Source organism: Stenotrophomonas nematodicola, from assembly GCF_009467805.1.
Taxonomy (GTDB): domain Bacteria; phylum Pseudomonadota; class Gammaproteobacteria; order Xanthomonadales; family Xanthomonadaceae; genus Stenotrophomonas; species Stenotrophomonas nematodicola.
This window is the reverse complement of sequence record NZ_WIAY01000007.1, coordinates 145,719-159,994: the sequence shown is the minus strand read 5'-3', so window position 1 is coordinate 159,994 and position 14,276 is coordinate 145,719. Positions and strand designations below refer to the sequence as shown.

Genomic DNA, 14,276 nt, shown 5'->3' with positions numbered 1-14,276 from the left:
TGTTTCGACGACCCGGATCACCCATGCGGTGCGTCCGGTCGATTGCGTGGGGCGCCCTTCCCCGTCGGTGCCTGTCATGGCATCGAAGCGCTCCCCCACTGTTGCGATACGGATACGCACCCCACGGCGCGCCTGTTGCTCAGCCCGCTGCGCAGGCTGTTTCCACCACCGTTCCACGTCCCACCGACGACAACAGCCGTTGGCCGATGCGCGCCCCCAATACCGGCAGCATCTGGTCGACGTAGAAGTGCCCACCGGGGAACATGTCCAGCTCGGTGGGGCCGGCAAAATGCTGTGCCCATTGCGCAAGCTGCGCGCGGTCTGCGGCGTGGTCCGAGAGTCCGCCCATTACCGTCGCCGTGCACGGCAGCGGTGCCGCGTCGGCGTGGACGTAGCGCTCGTTGAGCTGGAAATCCGCGCGCAGAATGGGCAGCAGCAGTTCCAGCAGTTCCTCATGTTCGAGCACGGCCGACGGCGTTCCCTCCAGGCTGCGCAGTTCACGCAGCAGCTCGTCGCGCGGCAACCCGTGCAGGGCGCGGCGCGGGCCGGCGAGATGCGGCGCACGGCGGGCGGAGAGGAACATATGCAGCGGCATCGGTGCGCCACGCTCACGGAGTTCGCGGGCCACACAGAACGACATCAGCGACCCCAGGCTGTGGCCAAGGAAGGCGAAGGGACGGTCCAGCCACGGCAGCAGATCATCGACGATCGCCGCGACCGCAACGGGCATGTCCACGTGCAGGTCTTCAGACAGCCTGGACTCGCGCCCCGGCATCTGGATGGCCATCATCTGCACGTCCCGGGACACATGCGGCGTCCACTTGCGGAACACCGACGCACCGCCACCGGCGAATGGAAAACAGAACAATCTCACGCGGGCGTCGTCGTTGCGCGCAAGCGCAATGACAGAACGCGCACTTCCCTGCTCGACCTTGTGCATCCTTCCCCCTCAACGACCCGGACGGGACGCGTCCGGCAGCCATACAACTCCATTGAAGCTGCGCTGTTCGCGGCGCGTCGTGCGAGCCCGGACAGCGGTACTGCACACGGCAATTCCCCTGCCGCGCGAAAGATACCGAAAGGCAATGTAGATCGACAATTCGCGATCAACACCTTTCTTCAATCCAGTAGGGTTTTATCGATATGTGATGGCAATGTCAAGGCAAACACGGGCCACGACAGAGCGGCGCACGCGGATGCTCAGCGATGTGCGTCGTCGGTGGTGAAACTCTCTCCGCAACCGCATTCGGCCGCTGCATTCGGGTTCCTGAACGTGAAGGTTTCGCTCAATCCCTGCTTGCCGTAATCGATCACCGTGCCGTCCACCAGCGGCAGGCTCTGGGCGTCCACGTAGATCCGGACCCCCTCCTGCTGGAAGACGCTGTCGCCCTCCCGCTCATCACGGGCAAGGTCGGTGATGTGGCCCCAACCTGAACAGCCCGTCCGGGTCACGCCGAACCGCAGGCCGAGCGCGCCCGGCGTGCCGGCGACAAAGCGCTGGACGCGCTGGAGGGCGATCGGGGTCAGGCTGACGGCCATGTGGAGTGCTCCGGGAAGGGACTTGACGATTATAGAGGACACCGGTACCGCAGAAATGCCTCGCAAGCGGAACACTGCAGCCGGTAAACTCTCCCGTTCACAGATCGAGTCGATCAACAGAGGATTCAAGTCATGACGGTGGTCAGCGTTGAACATGCGCTTGCCGGGAAGATCCCGGAAGGCGGCGAGGCAACCGTACGCGGTTGGGTACGGACGGTGCGCGGGTCTGCGGCGCTTGCCTTCGTCAATGTCACCGATGGCTCCTGCTTCGCCCCCATCCAGGTGGTGGCCAATGACACGCTGGCCAATTTCGACGCCGTCAAGGGCCTGACCCCGGGCTGTTCGGTCATCGCCCGCGGCACCCTGGTCAAGTCCCAGGGCAAGGGCCAGTCCTTCGAGATCCAGGCCAGCGACATCGAGATCGTGGGCCTGGTCGAGGACCCGCTGACCTACCCGATCCAGCCCAAGCCGATGAGCGCGGAGTTCCTGCGCGAAGTGGCGCACCTGCGCCCGCGCACCAACCTGTTCGGCGCCGTCACGCGCATCCGCAACTGCCTGTCCCAGGCCGTGCACCGGTTCTTCCACCAGAACGGGTTCAACTGGATCAGCACCCCGATCATCACCACGTCCGACGCCGAGGGCGCCGGCCAGATGTTCCGGGTCTCGACCCTGGACATGGCCAACCTGCCCCGCAACGAAAAGGGCGAGGTCGATTTCAGCCGTGATTTCTTCGGCAAGGAAACCTTCCTGACCGTGTCCGGCCAGCTCAACGTCGAGGCCTACTGCCTGGCGCTGAGCAAGGTGTACACGTTCGGCCCGACCTTCCGCGCCGAGAACTCCAACACCACCCGCCACCTGGCCGAGTTCTGGATGATCGAGCCGGAGATCGCCTTCGCCGACCTGGCCGAAGACGCGCGCCTGGCCGAGCAGTTCCTGAAGTACCTGTTCCGTGCGGTGCTGGACGAGCGTGGCGATGATCTGGCGTTCCTGGCCGAGCGCGTGGACAAGAACGCGATCACCAAGCTGGAGGCGTTCATCAACGCCCCGTTCGAGCAGATCGACTACACCGAGGCGGTGAAGCTGCTGCAGAACTCGGGCAAAAAGTTCGACTTCCCGGTCGAATGGGGCCTGGACCTGCAGACCGAACACGAGCGCTGGCTGACCGAGGAGCACATCGGCCGCCCCGTGGTCGTGACCAACTACCCCGAGCACATCAAGGCGTTCTACATGCGCCTCAACGACGACGGCAAGACCGTCGCCGCGATGGACGTGCTGGCGCCGGGCATCGGCGAGATCATCGGCGGCAGCCAACGCGAAGAGCGCCTGGACGTGCTCGACGCCCGCATGGCCCAGTTCGGCCTGGACCCGGCGCACTACGGCTGGTACCGCGATTTCCGCCGCTACGGGTCGGTCCCGCACGCCGGTTTCGGTCTCGGCTTCGAGCGCCTGGTGGTATACGTGTGCGGGCTCGGCAACATCCGCGACGCCATCCCCTACCCGCGTGCACCGGGTACGGCCGAGTTCTGATCCCACCACGGAGGCACCGAGCCCATGACCCTGTTCTTCGCGCTGTGTTTCGTCGGCGTGGCGATCGCCGGGTTCAGTGCCTTCGTGATCTTCTGGCCGCTGACCCTGGTGCACATCCGCGACCGCCACCCGGCGCTCGCCGAACGCTTCGGCAGCGGTGCCTTCCTGCGCCCGGATGCGCTGCGCTGGCTGCTGGGCCGCGACTACCGGCTCAGCACGGACCGCTCGTTGTCGGGGCTGGCCGCCCCGGCATGGGTTTCCCTGCTGACCCTGTTGGCCGGGCTGGGCATGGCCGCCCTGCTCTGGCTGCTTTCGATGGTAACGACATGAACGACGACACCTCCCACCGCGACGAGTGGTTTCTTGCCAGCCTCGGCAACACGCTGATCTGGGCCCGCCTGCGCATCCGGCCAGCCGGCACCGCCGAGGTGCTGGACAGCGACGGCAACACCCTGAGCTACGACAGCGAGGACACTGCGCGCGCGCAGCTGTTCGACGCCGAGTTCGTCGCCTACGACGGCCTGGACGAGGAGGACGCACTGATCCGCGGCTTCTCGCTGCACGAGGTGGCGCCGCCGCAGGCCGCCAGCGACGCCGACCTGCACGGCCGGATGGTGCAGAGCCTCGGCGCCCGCGCCTGACCCACCATGTTCATCCCGTCCGCCTTCGCTGAGACCGACCTGATCTGGCTGGACCGGCTGCTGGCGCGCGACGCGTTCGTGACCCTGCTGACCACCGGCGCCGATGGCCTGCCCCAGGCCACGCGGCTGCCGGTACTGTACCGGCGCGACGGCGAGGACATCCTGATCGAGGGCCATTGGGCCCGGCCCAACCCGCAGGCCGGCCACGCCGGGCCCGCGCTGCTGCTGGTGCATGGCCCGCACGCCTATGTGTCGCCGGGCTGGTACCCCGACAAGGAGGCCCAGGCCCGCGTCCCCACCTGGAACTACGCGGCCGCCGAACTGCGCGGCGTGCTCGAGCCGGTGGACGACCCGGACGCACTGATCGCCATGCTCGACGGCCTCAGCGCGCGCCATGAAGCCGGCGTGGGCGGCGACTGGGACCTGCAGCCGATCGACCCGCGTCAGCGTCGGATGCTGGCGGGCATCGTCGGGTTCCGCTTCCGTTCCGACCAGGTGCAGATCAAACTCAAACTCAGCCAGAACCATCCCGAGGCCAACCAGTGCAGCGTGATCGACGCGCTGTCGGCGCTTCCGGCCCCCGCGTCGCAGGAGCTGGCGCAGTGGATGCGCTGGCGCCGCGACGAACGTACCACCGCCAACTGACCTTCCCGTTTCCCGCGACGACGCGACCACCCCGGCCGCGCCTTGCCCCCACCCGACGTCAGGGACTCCGCACCATGAAAGACATCCACAAACTGCTGCAGAACAACCGCGAATGGGCCGACCGCATCGAGAGGGAAGATCCCGAGTTCTTCCACCAGCTCGCCAAGCAGCAGCACCCCGAATACCTGTGGATCGGCTGCTCCGATTCGCGCGTGCCGGCCAACCAGATCATCGGGATGGCCCCGGGTGAAGTGTTCGTGCACCGCAACGTCGCCAACGTCGTGGTACACACCGACCTCAACTGCCTGAGCGTCATCCAGTACGCGGTGGACCAGCTCAAGGTCAAGCACATCCTGATCGTCGGCCACTACGGCTGCGGCGGCGTGCACGCCAGCCTCAACAACACCCGCGTCGGCCTGGCCGACAACTGGCTGCGGCACGTCGGCGATGTCGCGCAGAAGCATGCCGCGATCATGGATGCCATCGACGAGCCGGACCTGAAGCACGCACGGCTGTGCGAGCTGAACGTGATCGAACAGGTGGTCAACGCCTGCCGTTCCACGATCGTGCAGGATGCCTGGGCCCGCGGCCAGAAGCTGATGGTGCACGGCTGGGTTTACAGCCTGAAGGACGGCCGAGTGCGCGAGATGGGCATTGACGTCGGCGCCCCCGACGAGCTGCAGGCAGCCTACGAAAAGGCCTTGTCCTACGTCCCGCGCCACGGCCGCCGCGACTGACCGCCGCTCTTACGGAACCGCCACCATGCTCCCCTCCCCCATCAATCTGCTGGCCTGGATCGAGGAACACCGCCACCTGCTCAAGCCGCCGGTGGGGAACAAGATGATCGAGAACGGCGACTTCATCGTGATGGTCGTCGGCGGGCCGAACAGCCGCACCGACTACCACTACGACGAGGGTCCGGAGTGGTTCTACCAGCTCGAGGGCGAGATGGTGCTGAAGGTGCAGGAAGACGGCGCGGTACGCGACATCCCGATCCGCGCCGGTGAGATTTTCCTGCTGCCCGGCAAGGTGCCGCATTCGCCGCGTCGCCCGCCGGGCGGCGTTGGCCTGGTGGTCGAGCGCAAGCGCCTGGCGCATGAGCAGGATGGCCTTATGTGGTTCTGCGAACAGTGCAACCACAAGCTGTATGAAGAGTATTTCGCGCTCGAGAACATCGAAACGGATCTGCCGAAGGTGTTCGCCCGCTACCACGCCTCGCTGGAGCTTCGCACCTGCGAAGCCTGCGGGCACGTGGACCCGCTGCCGGCCAAAGTCGCCGTCGAAGGCTGACGCCGCGCCTGCGGCCTGCGAGGGGCGCGCTGTGGTGCATGCGCCTTCCGCTTTTTCCGTGCGCGCCGATACGCGGTGTCCGGGCGGGGTGCGGCTGGGGTGACGCGACCCTTCGCCGCATGGATGCGGCGATGGAGCTTACGGGGACGTACGTGCAGCCTGTCCCGGCACCCCAGACGCATTCCGCCACCCTGCGGCGTTGGCGGCGACGTTGCTGTCGCTGTTGCGCACCGATGCGCTGCGGGCGCGGAACGGAGAGCAACCGGGCAGAGCCCGGCGCCACGGGGTGAAGCTGTGGAGCGGTGGGTGGTCGAGCCCGGGCGGCCCGGCAGCCGGTAAACTGTCGGTCACTGTCACCGCCGGTCGCACCATGTCCGAGATCCTCAGCCGCACCCATGCCGTTGCCCTGGACGCCGCCGATCCGCTGCGCGCCATCCGCAGCGAGTTTGTGTTCCCCCAGCACAACCACCGCGACCAGACGTACTTCGTCGGCAATTCGCTGGGCCTGCAGCCGCGTGGCGCGCGTGCGGCCGTCCAGGAGGTCATGGACAAGTGGGCCAGCCTGGCCGTCGAAGGCCACTTCACCGGCGACACCCAGTGGCTGCGCTATCACCGCCTGGTGAGCGAACAGCTGGCCCGCGTCGTCGGCGCGCTGCCCAGCGAAGTAGTGGCCATGAACACCCTGAGCGTGAACCTTCACCTGATGATGGTCAGCTTCTACCGGCCCACCGCCGAACGCCCCGTCATCCTCATTGAAGCCGGCGCGTTCCCCACCGACCGTCACGCGGTCGAATCGCAGATCCGCTTCCACGGCTTCGATCCGGCAACGGACCTGGTCGAAGTGCAGCCCGACGAACCCAACGGCACCGTGTCGCTGCAGGCCATCGAGCGCGCCATCGTCGCGCACGGCCCCCGCCTCGCCCTCGTCCTCTGGCCTGGCGTGCAGTACCGCAGCGGCCAGGTCTTCGACCTGGATGCCATCACCCGCATGGCCCGCCTGCAGGGCGCCCGCGTCGGCTTCGATCTTGCCCACTCGGTCGGCAACGTCCCGCTGCAGCTCCATGACATCGCCCCCGACTTTGCCGTGTGGTGCCACTACAAGTACCTCAACGCCGGTCCGGGCGCCGTGGCCGGCTGCTTCGTCCACGAACGCCACCACCGCGACACCACCCTGCCGCGCTTCGCCGGCTGGTGGGGCCATGAAGAAGCCACCCGTTTCAAGATGGCCCCCCAGTTCGTGCCGGCCGTCGGCGCCGAGGGCTGGCAGCTCAGCAACCCCCCGGTGCTCGGCCTCGCGCCGTTGCGCGCCTCCCTCGACGTCCTGGACAAGGCCGGTGGCATCGATGCCATGCGCACCAAATCGCTGCGCCTGACCGGCATGCTCGACGCCCTCGTCCGCGCGCGCCTGCCCGGCGTGCTGCAGGTGCTGACCCCCGCCGAACCCGAACGCCGCGGCTGCCAGCTCTCCCTGCGCGTAACCGGCGGCCGCGAGCGTGGCCGCAGCCTGTTCGAGTACCTGCAGACCGTCGGCGTCCTTGGCGACTGGCGCGAGCCCGACGTCATCCGCATCTCGCCCACCCCGCTGTACAACCGCTACCTCGACCTGCACCACTTCGTCGAGGAAGTGGAAGCCTGGGCCGGCCTCTAAGGACACTGTCTTGATCGCAACCCCCTCCCGCTCGCTGAGCATCATCGGCGCTGGCCTGGCTGGTTCCCTGCTGGCCATCCTGCTGTCGCGCCAAGGCTGGCGGATCACCCTGTACGAGCGCCGCGGCGACCCCCGCATCAGCGACTACGAGTCCGGCCGCTCGATCAATCTTGCCCTCGCCGAACGCGGCCGCAACGCCCTGCGCCAGGCCGGCGTCGAAGACGCGGTGATGGCCAAGGCCGTGATGATGCGCGGGCGCATGGTCCATCCGCGCGACGGCGCAGCGCAGCTGCAGCGCTACGGCCGTGACGACAGCGAAGTCATCTGGTCCATCCACCGCAAGGACCTCAACACCACCCTGCTGCAGCTGGCCGAGGACGCCGGTGCCTGCGTGCACTTCCACCGCCGCCTGCATACGGTGGACTTCGACGCCGGCTACGCGCGCTTCATCGACGATCGCGACGACCAGCCCCACGACATCCGCTTCGACACCCTGATCGGTGCCGACGGCGCCGGCTCGGCCCTGCGCGCGGCGATGAACCGCAAGCAGCCGCTGGACGAGCGCATCGAGTTCCTCGACCACTCCTACAAGGAACTGGAGATTCCGCCGGGCCCGGACGGCAGCTTCCGCATCGAGGCCAACGCCCTGCACATCTGGCCGCGCGGCCACTACATGTGCATCGCCCTGCCCAATGACGAAGGCACCTTCACCGTCACCCTGTTCCTGCCCAACACCGGCGACCCCAGCTTCGCCACCACCACCACCGGCGCCCAGGCCGAAGCCCTGTTCGCGCGCGACTTCCCCGACGCACTGCCGCTGATCCCGAACCTGCGCCGCGACTGGGAAGAGCATCCCCCCGGCCTGCTCGGCACCCTGCACCTCACGCATTGGCACCTGCAGGGCCGCGCCGTACTGCTCGGCGATGCCGCGCATGCAATGGTTCCCTTCCACGGCCAGGGCATGAACTGCGCGTTCGAAGACTGCGTCGCCCTTGCCGGGCACCTGCTCCAGCAGGACACCCTCGCCGAGGCGTTCGCCGCCTTCGAACGTGACCGCAAGCCCAACGCCGAGGCGATCCAGCAGATGGCGCTCGAGAATTACCTGGAAATGCGTGACCGCGTCGCCGACCCGGCCTTCCTGCTGCAGCGCGAGCTCGAACAGGCCCTGCAGGCCCGCTGGCCGACGCGCTTCGTGCCGCATTACACGATGGTGACCTTCCTGCACACGCCCTATGCGGTCGCCCTGGCGCGCACCGACCTGCAACGGCGCATCCTTGAGGATGCCACTGCCGGCCACGACAGCCTGGACCACATCGACTGGGACGCACTCGAGCGCATCGTGCACGCGCAGCTGCCGGTGCTGGAGGGCGCGCACTGATGGCGGCCGACAGCTTCCTGTTCTACGACCTGGAGACCTTTGGCCAGGACCCGCGCCGCACCCGCATCGCGCAGTTCGCCGCGATCCGTACCGACGCCGACCTGCGCGTCGTCGACGAACCGGTGAGCTTCTACGTCAAGCCGGCCGACGACCTGCTGCCCTCACCCGTCGCCACCCTGATCACCGGCATCACGCCGCAGCATGCACTGGCCCAAGGCGTCAGCGAGGCCGAGGCCTTCTCGCGGATCAACGACCTGATGGCGCTCCCCGGCACCTGCACGCTGGGCTACAACACGCTGCGCTTCGACGACGAGTTCGTCCGCCACGGGCTGTTCCGAAATTTCTACGACCCGTACGAGCGCGAGTGGCGCAACGGCAACTCGCGCTGGGACCTGCTGGACATGCTGCGGCTGGTGCACGCGCTGCGCCCCGACGGCATTGTGTGGCCGCAGCGCGAAGACGGCGCCACCTCGTTCAAACTCGAACACCTCGCCCTGGCCAATGACGTCCGCCAGGGCGATGCGCACGAGGCATTGTCGGACGTGCACGCCACCATCGGCATGGCGCGGCTGTTCAAGCAGTCGCAGCCGCGGCTGTGGGAGTACGCGCTGAAGCTGCGCGACAAGCGCTTCGTCGCCAGCCTGCTCGACGTGGACGCCCTGCAGCCGGTGCTGCATGTGTCCATGCGCTACCCGGCCCAGCGCATGTGCGCCGCGCCGGTGCTGCCCATCGCGCGGCATCCGTACATCAACAACCGGATCATCGCGCTGGATCTGGAGGGCGACATCGACGGCCTGCTCGCGCTGCCGGCCGATACGCTGGCCGCGCGCCTGTACACGCGCGCGGCGGACCTGGCCGAGGGCGAGCAGCGTGTGCCGCTCAAGGAAGTGCACCTGAACAAGGTGCCGGCCCTGGTCGCATGGAACCACCTGCGCCCGGCCGACCATGCCCGTCTGGGCATCGATGCCGCCGCAGTGGACGCCAACGCCGCACGGGTACGTGAGGCCGGTCCGGCGCTGGTCGAGAAGGTCCGGCAGGTGTACGGCGGCGAGCGCACGGCCACCGTCAGCGACGTGGATGCCTCGCTGTATGACGGCTTCCTCGCCGACGGCGACAAGGCCCTGATGCCCCGCCTGCGCACCAGCCCGCCGTCGGAGCTGGCCGGTTTCGCCGAGCGCCTGAAAGATCCGCGCATGCCCGAGCTGCTGTTCCGCTACCGGGCGCGCAACTACCCGCAGACGCTGGATGCCGCCGAGCGCGGGCGCTGGAACGACTACCGGCGGCAGCGCCTGCTGGGCGACGCCGCGCTGGGCGAACAGACCCTGCCGGCGTTCCGTGCGCAGCTGGACAGCCTGGCCATCGAACATGCCGCCGATCCCGCCAGGCTGGCCCTGCTGTCTCAGCTCGGCGACTGGGGCACCCACCTGGAGCAAAGCCTGTGAGCCGTTATTTCACTCCCGCCAGCTTCACCTTCCTGCGCGGGCTGGCGCGCCACAACGACAAGACCTGGTTCAACGACCACAAGCCGGCCTACGAAGAACATGTCCGCCAGCCGTTCCTGCGCCTGATTGCCGACCTGCAGCCGGACCTGGCCACGATCAGCCCGCACTTCCGCGCCGACCCGCGCGGCGTGGGCGGGTCGCTGTTCCGCATCTACCGCGATGCGCGCTTCTCCAACGACAAGTCGCCCTACAAGACCTGGCAGGGTGCCCGCCTGTTCCATGAGCGGCGCAGGCAGGTGCCGGCACCGTCGTTCTACATCCATCTGCAACCGGGCGAGAGTTTCGTCGGTGCGGGCCTGTGGCACCCCGAGCCGGCCACGCAGCGCAAGGTGCGGCACTTCATCGTCGACAACCCCGGCAGCTGGAAGGCCGCCGCGCACGCGCCGGCGCTGCGGAAGAAGTTCGATTTCGAGGAAAGCGAGAAGCTGGTGCGCGCACCGCGTGGCTTCGACGCCGACTTTGAATTCATCGACGATCTCAAGCACCGCAATTGGGTGTTCTGGCGCGCGCTGGACGACGCCACCATGACCGGTCCGCGTCTGCGCCAGACCCTCGCGGCCGACCTGGCCACGCTGGCGCCGTTCGTGGACTACCTGTGCGCCGCGCTGGACCTGGAGTTCTGAGCACGATGACCAGCCCGGTCGCGCCGCCACCGATGACCTACCGCGCGCTGGGCAGCAGCGGGCTGCAGGTCTCGCAGATCGGCCTCGGCTGCTCGGGGTTCTGGGGCAACCGGCGTTTTCCGGAGGCCGAGGCCGAACGCATCGTGCGCCGCGCCCTGGAGCGCGGGGTCACGCTGTTCGATACCGGCCACAACTACGCGGCCTTCAACGCCGAACCGCGGCTGGGGCGTATCCTGCAGCGGGCATTCGCTACGCATCCGCGCGATGGCCTGATGATTTCCAGCAAGGCCGGCACCCTGACCGGCCAGGCCGGCATCAGCGGTGCCGAGCAGCGCGATTTCTCTCCCGCTGCCATCGAACGCAGCTGCGCCGCCTCGCTGCGCAACCTGCACTGCGACCACCTGGATATCTTCCAGCTCCACGGCATCGGCCTGGAGCAGATCAGCGATGAGCTGCTGACCGCGCTGGAGCGCATGCGGCGCAGCGGGATGTTCCGGCTGCTTGGCATCAATACCCATACCGGCGCGGTGATGCGACACCTGGCCGAACGCCGCGGTCCCTTCGACGTCGCCCTGATCGACTACAACGCCCTGCAGCAGGACCGGGAACCGGTCATCGCCGCCATGCACGCCGCCGGCATCGGCGTGCTCGCCGGCACCGTGCTGGCCCAGGGCCACCTGCTTCCGGCCCGGCCGCGCGTGCCCCGGCTGGCCGATGCGTGGTACCTGGCGCGGGCTTGGCTGAAGCCTTCCAGTCGGGCCTTGATGCGCAGCGCCAAGGCGATGCAGCGCACGATCGCCCGCGTTGGCTCGCAGGCACCGGCGCAGACAGCCTTCGCCTACGTCCTGCAGAACCCCGCCGTCGCCTCTGGCGTGCTCGGCACCACCCGGGTTGCGAGTCTGGATCAGGTGCTGGACACCCGCGTGGACATGCTGGCGCCGCAGGAGCGCGAGCGGCTGGTGGCCACCTTCCAGCAGACTGGCGCGTCGCCGAGCCAGTAGCCTTCACGTCGGCTGACGCGTGCTGCGGCAAGCTGCTGTCGTTCTCCTGGAGACCGCCACGGCATGAAGAAACTCCCCTGGCTCGTGCTTGCCGTCGTCGTCCTGCTCGCCGGCGCCTGGTTCAGTGGCCCGTACCTCGCGGTGCGCGGCCTGGCCCAGGCCATCGAAACCCGCGACACCACCCGGCTCGACCGTTACGTCGACTTCCCGCTGCTGCGCGCCAATCTGCGCGCACAGCTCAACGACTATGTCGTCCGCCGGGCCGGCCCGGAGGTGCAGTCGAACAGGATCGGCGCGCTGCTGTTGTCGGCCAGCCAGACGCTCACCGGCACCGCCGTGGATGCGATGGTGACCCCGACCGGCATCGATGCCGTGCTGCAGGGACACACGCTGTGGAAGCGCGCCAGCAATGATCTGGACAGCACCGACGCCTACGCCGCGCCACGCGCCGCGCGACCGCTGCAGGGCGCCGAGCACCATTTCGAATCGCTGTCGCGCTTCACCGCCACCACGCACACGCCGGACGGCACACCGGTGGTCTTCGTGCTGCAGCGCCACGGGCTGCGCTGGAAACTGGTGAACATCGTGCTGCCGCTGCAGTGAGTGTTCAGGGCGTCCCGACCGACGGTCGTGACCCGCCCTCTACCCGGCTCAGTCGTTGGCCACGCCATGCGGAACATGACCAGCCGCCACGCTCTGGTGCTGGCGGGCGCTGTCGATGTTGTGCTGCGAATCATCGAAGAAGATGTCCGCGCCGAACGCTTCCAGGAACGGCCCCTTGTGACGCCCGCCCAGGAACAGCGCCTCGTCCAGGCGCACGCCCCACTCGCGCAGGGTGCGGATCACCCGCTCATGCGCCGGCGCGGACCGCGCGGTGACCAGCGCCGTGCGGATCGGCGCGTCTTCGCCGGACGGGAACACCGCCTGCAGGGTGTGCAGCGCCGACAGGAAGTTGCGGAACGGGCCGCCGCTCAGGGGCTCGCGTGCATTCTCGCGCTCATGCCGGCCGAAGGCTTCCACCCCCTGTTCGCGCGAAATACGCTCGCTTTCATCGCCGAAGATCACCGCGTCGCCATCGAAGGCGATGCGCAGCTGCCCGGCGGGCCGGCCCAGATCAAGCTGCTCGGCGGCGGCGATGGTTTCGCCCGGGGGCTTGGGCAGGATCGTGGCGGCAGCGATGCCGTGCAGCAGCGCCCGCCGCACCGACTCGGGGTTGGCCGACAGAAAGAGATCGGTGCCGAACGGCTTCACGTACGGCCAGGTCGGTTCGCCGGCGGTGAACGTGGCCCGGATGATGCCCAGCCCGTAGTGCTGGATCGAGTTGAAAATGCGCAGCCCGGTATCGGCCGAGTTGCGCGACAGCAGGATCACTTCCACCCGCGGCGACTCCGGCGACTGCCCCTGGTTGAGCGCCAACAGCTTGCGCACCACCGGGAAGGCCACGCCGGGGCGCAGCACATCGTCCTCGTGCTTGCGCTGGTACTCGGCATAGGCATCCACGCCTTCCGCCTCGAACAGCGCGTGGCCTTCTTCCAGGTCGAACAGGGCGCGCGAGGTCACGGCCACGGTCAGCAAGCGGGGGGTGTTGTCGCCCATGTCGGTCAGCCATCCAATGCGGCCAGATCGGCCGGCCAGCTATTGTCCGTCAAAACATGAACTGTTCGCTGAGGATCCGGTCTTCCAGGTTGTGTTCGGGGTCGAACAGCATCGTCACCCGGCGCTCGCGCGACTCGCGGATGGTCACTTCGACCACGTCGCGGGTCTCGTGCGAATCGGCGGTGACGCTGACCGGACGCTTGTAGGGATCGAGCACGCGGAAGCGTACTTCGGTATCGGCCTTGAGGATCGCGCCACGCCAGCGCCGCGGGCGATAGGGTGCCAATGGCGTCAGGGCGATGGTGTGCGAGCCCAGCGGCAGGATCGGGCCATGCGCGGAATAGTTGTAGGCGGTGCTGCCGGCCGGGGTGGCCACCAGTACGCCGTCGCCGATCAGCTCGGCAACCCGCTCCTGGCCATTGAGATCGATGCCGATATGCGCGGCCTGGCGGGTCTGGCGCAGCAGGGAGACGTCGTTATAGGCCAGCGAGCCGGTGGTCGTACCCGATTCGGTCAACGCCAGCATCTCCAGCGGGCGCAGGTTGGCCGGCTCGGCGGCCGCCAGCCGCGCCGGCAGGTCGTCGTCACGAAACTGGTTCATCAGAAAGCCCACGGTGCCCAGCTTCATGCCGAACACTGGCTTGCCCAGTGCGCCGTGGCGGTGCAGGGTCTGCAGCAGGAAGCCGTCACCGCCCAGCGGGCACAGGACATCGGCCTCCTCGGGCGGGCATGCGCCGTAGCGGGCCAGCATCAGCGCCAGGGCCTGCTGCGCGGGCTCGGTGCTGCTGGCCAGAAAAGCGATGCGGGGGGTGTCGCTCATGGAAAGTCCGGGTAAGGCATACGACCGAAGCATACCCGGTCGACGCATAGACACGTATGGCGTGTT

General features: G+C 68.0%; 16 protein-coding genes. 12 read left to right on the top strand and 4 right to left on the bottom strand.

Translation table 11 applies throughout. The features are described 5' to 3' along the window. Positions 1-139: 139 nt before the first annotated feature. Both GDJ08_RS17730 and GDJ08_RS17725 read right to left on the bottom strand, forming a co-directional pair. A complete protein-coding gene (locus GDJ08_RS17730; protein ID WP_165699836.1) occupies positions 140-874 on the bottom strand; it encodes a thioesterase II family protein in 735 nt (244 codons plus the stop codon). Between the two features lie 326 nt (positions 875-1,200). Continuing rightward, positions 1,201-1,539, bottom strand: coding sequence for a HesB/IscA family protein (locus GDJ08_RS17725; RefSeq protein ID WP_153165389.1), 339 nt, complete (start codon positions 1,537-1,539; stop codon positions 1,201-1,203). 132 nt (positions 1,540-1,671) lie between these two features. Here GDJ08_RS17725 and asnS point away from each other — a divergent pair, with 132 nt between their 5' ends. The 12 genes from asnS to GDJ08_RS17665 all read left to right on the top strand — a co-directional run bounded on the left by asnS (position 1,672) and on the right by GDJ08_RS17665 (position 12,397). Further along, complete coding sequence (gene asnS, locus GDJ08_RS17720; RefSeq protein ID WP_017355231.1) at positions 1,672-3,066, top strand: asparagine--tRNA ligase; 1,395 nt, start codon at positions 1,672-1,674, stop codon at positions 3,064-3,066. A gap of 24 nt (positions 3,067-3,090) precedes the next feature. Next, on the top strand, positions 3,091-3,396 hold the full coding sequence (locus tag GDJ08_RS17715; protein WP_136003401.1) for a hypothetical protein: 306 nt from the start codon (positions 3,091-3,093) through the stop codon (positions 3,394-3,396). Continuing rightward, positions 3,393-3,707, top strand: coding sequence for a hypothetical protein (locus GDJ08_RS17710; RefSeq protein ID WP_017355229.1), 315 nt, complete (start codon positions 3,393-3,395; stop codon positions 3,705-3,707). The genes GDJ08_RS17715 and GDJ08_RS17710 overlap by 4 nt, the downstream gene beginning before the upstream one ends. A gap of 6 nt (positions 3,708-3,713) precedes the next feature. Further along, entirely contained in the window at positions 3,714-4,352 is a 639-nt protein-coding gene (locus tag GDJ08_RS17705) for an FMN-binding negative transcriptional regulator (protein ID WP_153165388.1), read from the top strand. Positions 4,353-4,426: 74 nt separating this feature from the next. Beyond that, complete coding sequence (can, locus tag GDJ08_RS17700) at positions 4,427-5,089, top strand: carbonate dehydratase (protein ID WP_017355227.1); 663 nt, start codon at positions 4,427-4,429, stop codon at positions 5,087-5,089. Positions 5,090-5,114: 25 nt separating this feature from the next. Continuing rightward, positions 5,115-5,642 carry a 3-hydroxyanthranilate 3,4-dioxygenase gene (locus tag GDJ08_RS17695; RefSeq protein ID WP_153165387.1) on the top strand — a complete coding sequence of 176 codons (528 nt, stop codon included), beginning with the start codon at positions 5,115-5,117 and terminating at the stop codon, positions 5,640-5,642. Positions 5,643-6,012: 370 nt separating this feature from the next. After that, positions 6,013-7,290, top strand: a complete 1,278-nt coding sequence (kynU, locus tag GDJ08_RS17690) for a kynureninase (protein WP_017355225.1) — start codon at positions 6,013-6,015, stop codon at positions 7,288-7,290. Between the two features lie 10 nt (positions 7,291-7,300). After that, positions 7,301-8,668, top strand: coding sequence for an FAD-dependent oxidoreductase (locus tag GDJ08_RS17685; protein ID WP_136003396.1), 1,368 nt, complete (start codon positions 7,301-7,303; stop codon positions 8,666-8,668). Beyond that, positions 8,668-10,110: an exodeoxyribonuclease I gene (gene sbcB, locus GDJ08_RS17680; RefSeq protein WP_153165386.1), complete on the top strand. Its 1,443-nt coding sequence runs from the start codon at positions 8,668-8,670 to the stop codon at positions 10,108-10,110. Before GDJ08_RS17685 ends, sbcB begins: the two co-directional genes overlap by 1 nt. Then, the gene (locus tag GDJ08_RS17675; protein WP_153165385.1) at positions 10,107-10,793 is read left to right on the top strand and encodes a DUF2461 domain-containing protein; all 687 of its coding nucleotides are present in this window, start codon (positions 10,107-10,109) and stop codon (positions 10,791-10,793) included. Before sbcB ends, GDJ08_RS17675 begins: the two co-directional genes overlap by 4 nt. Before the next feature lie 5 nt (positions 10,794-10,798). After that, a complete protein-coding gene (locus GDJ08_RS17670) occupies positions 10,799-11,794 on the top strand; it encodes an aldo/keto reductase (RefSeq protein WP_229296566.1) in 996 nt (331 codons plus the stop codon). Positions 11,795-11,857: 63 nt separating this feature from the next. Beyond that, the gene (locus tag GDJ08_RS17665) at positions 11,858-12,397 is read left to right on the top strand and encodes a DUF2939 domain-containing protein (protein ID WP_153165384.1); all 540 of its coding nucleotides are present in this window, start codon (positions 11,858-11,860) and stop codon (positions 12,395-12,397) included. 48 nt (positions 12,398-12,445) lie between these two features. On the opposite strand, the gene GDJ08_RS17660 is transcribed toward GDJ08_RS17665, so the two are convergent. Further along, positions 12,446-13,390, bottom strand: coding sequence for a 5'-nucleotidase (locus GDJ08_RS17660; RefSeq protein ID WP_017355219.1), 945 nt, complete (start codon positions 13,388-13,390; stop codon positions 12,446-12,448). 49 nt (positions 13,391-13,439) lie between these two features. After that, a complete protein-coding gene (locus tag GDJ08_RS17655) occupies positions 13,440-14,210 on the bottom strand; it encodes an NAD kinase (protein ID WP_136003389.1) in 771 nt (256 codons plus the stop codon). Positions 14,211-14,276: the final 66 nt, after the last annotated feature.

Bases quoted from the DNA above. Each gene is read 5' to 3' on its own strand.
- GDJ08_RS17660 (WP_017355219.1), bottom strand. From the start codon at position 13,390: ATGGGCGACAACACCCCCCGCTTGCTGACCGTGGCCGTGACCTCGCGC.
- GDJ08_RS17655 (WP_136003389.1), bottom strand. From the start codon at position 14,210: ATGAGCGACACCCCCCGCATCGCTTTTCTGGCCAGCAGCACCGAGCCC.
- asnS (WP_017355231.1), top strand. From the start codon at position 1,672: ATGACGGTGGTCAGCGTTGAACATGCGCTTGCCGGGAAGATCCCGGAA.
- GDJ08_RS17725 (WP_153165389.1), bottom strand. From the start codon at position 1,539: ATGGCCGTCAGCCTGACCCCGATCGCCCTCCAGCGCGTCCAGCGCTTT.
- GDJ08_RS17715 (WP_136003401.1), top strand. From the start codon at position 3,091: ATGACCCTGTTCTTCGCGCTGTGTTTCGTCGGCGTGGCGATCGCCGGG.
- GDJ08_RS17710 (WP_017355229.1), top strand. From the start codon at position 3,393: ATGAACGACGACACCTCCCACCGCGACGAGTGGTTTCTTGCCAGCCTC.
- can (WP_017355227.1), top strand. From the start codon at position 4,427: ATGAAAGACATCCACAAACTGCTGCAGAACAACCGCGAATGGGCCGAC.
- GDJ08_RS17665 (WP_153165384.1), top strand. From the start codon at position 11,858: ATGAAGAAACTCCCCTGGCTCGTGCTTGCCGTCGTCGTCCTGCTCGCC.
- kynU (WP_017355225.1), top strand. From the start codon at position 6,013: ATGTCCGAGATCCTCAGCCGCACCCATGCCGTTGCCCTGGACGCCGCC.
- GDJ08_RS17670 (WP_229296566.1), top strand. From the start codon at position 10,799: ATGACCAGCCCGGTCGCGCCGCCACCGATGACCTACCGCGCGCTGGGC.
- sbcB (WP_153165386.1), top strand. From the start codon at position 8,668: ATGGCGGCCGACAGCTTCCTGTTCTACGACCTGGAGACCTTTGGCCAG.
- GDJ08_RS17705 (WP_153165388.1), top strand. From the start codon at position 3,714: ATGTTCATCCCGTCCGCCTTCGCTGAGACCGACCTGATCTGGCTGGAC.
- GDJ08_RS17695 (WP_153165387.1), top strand. From the start codon at position 5,115: ATGCTCCCCTCCCCCATCAATCTGCTGGCCTGGATCGAGGAACACCGC.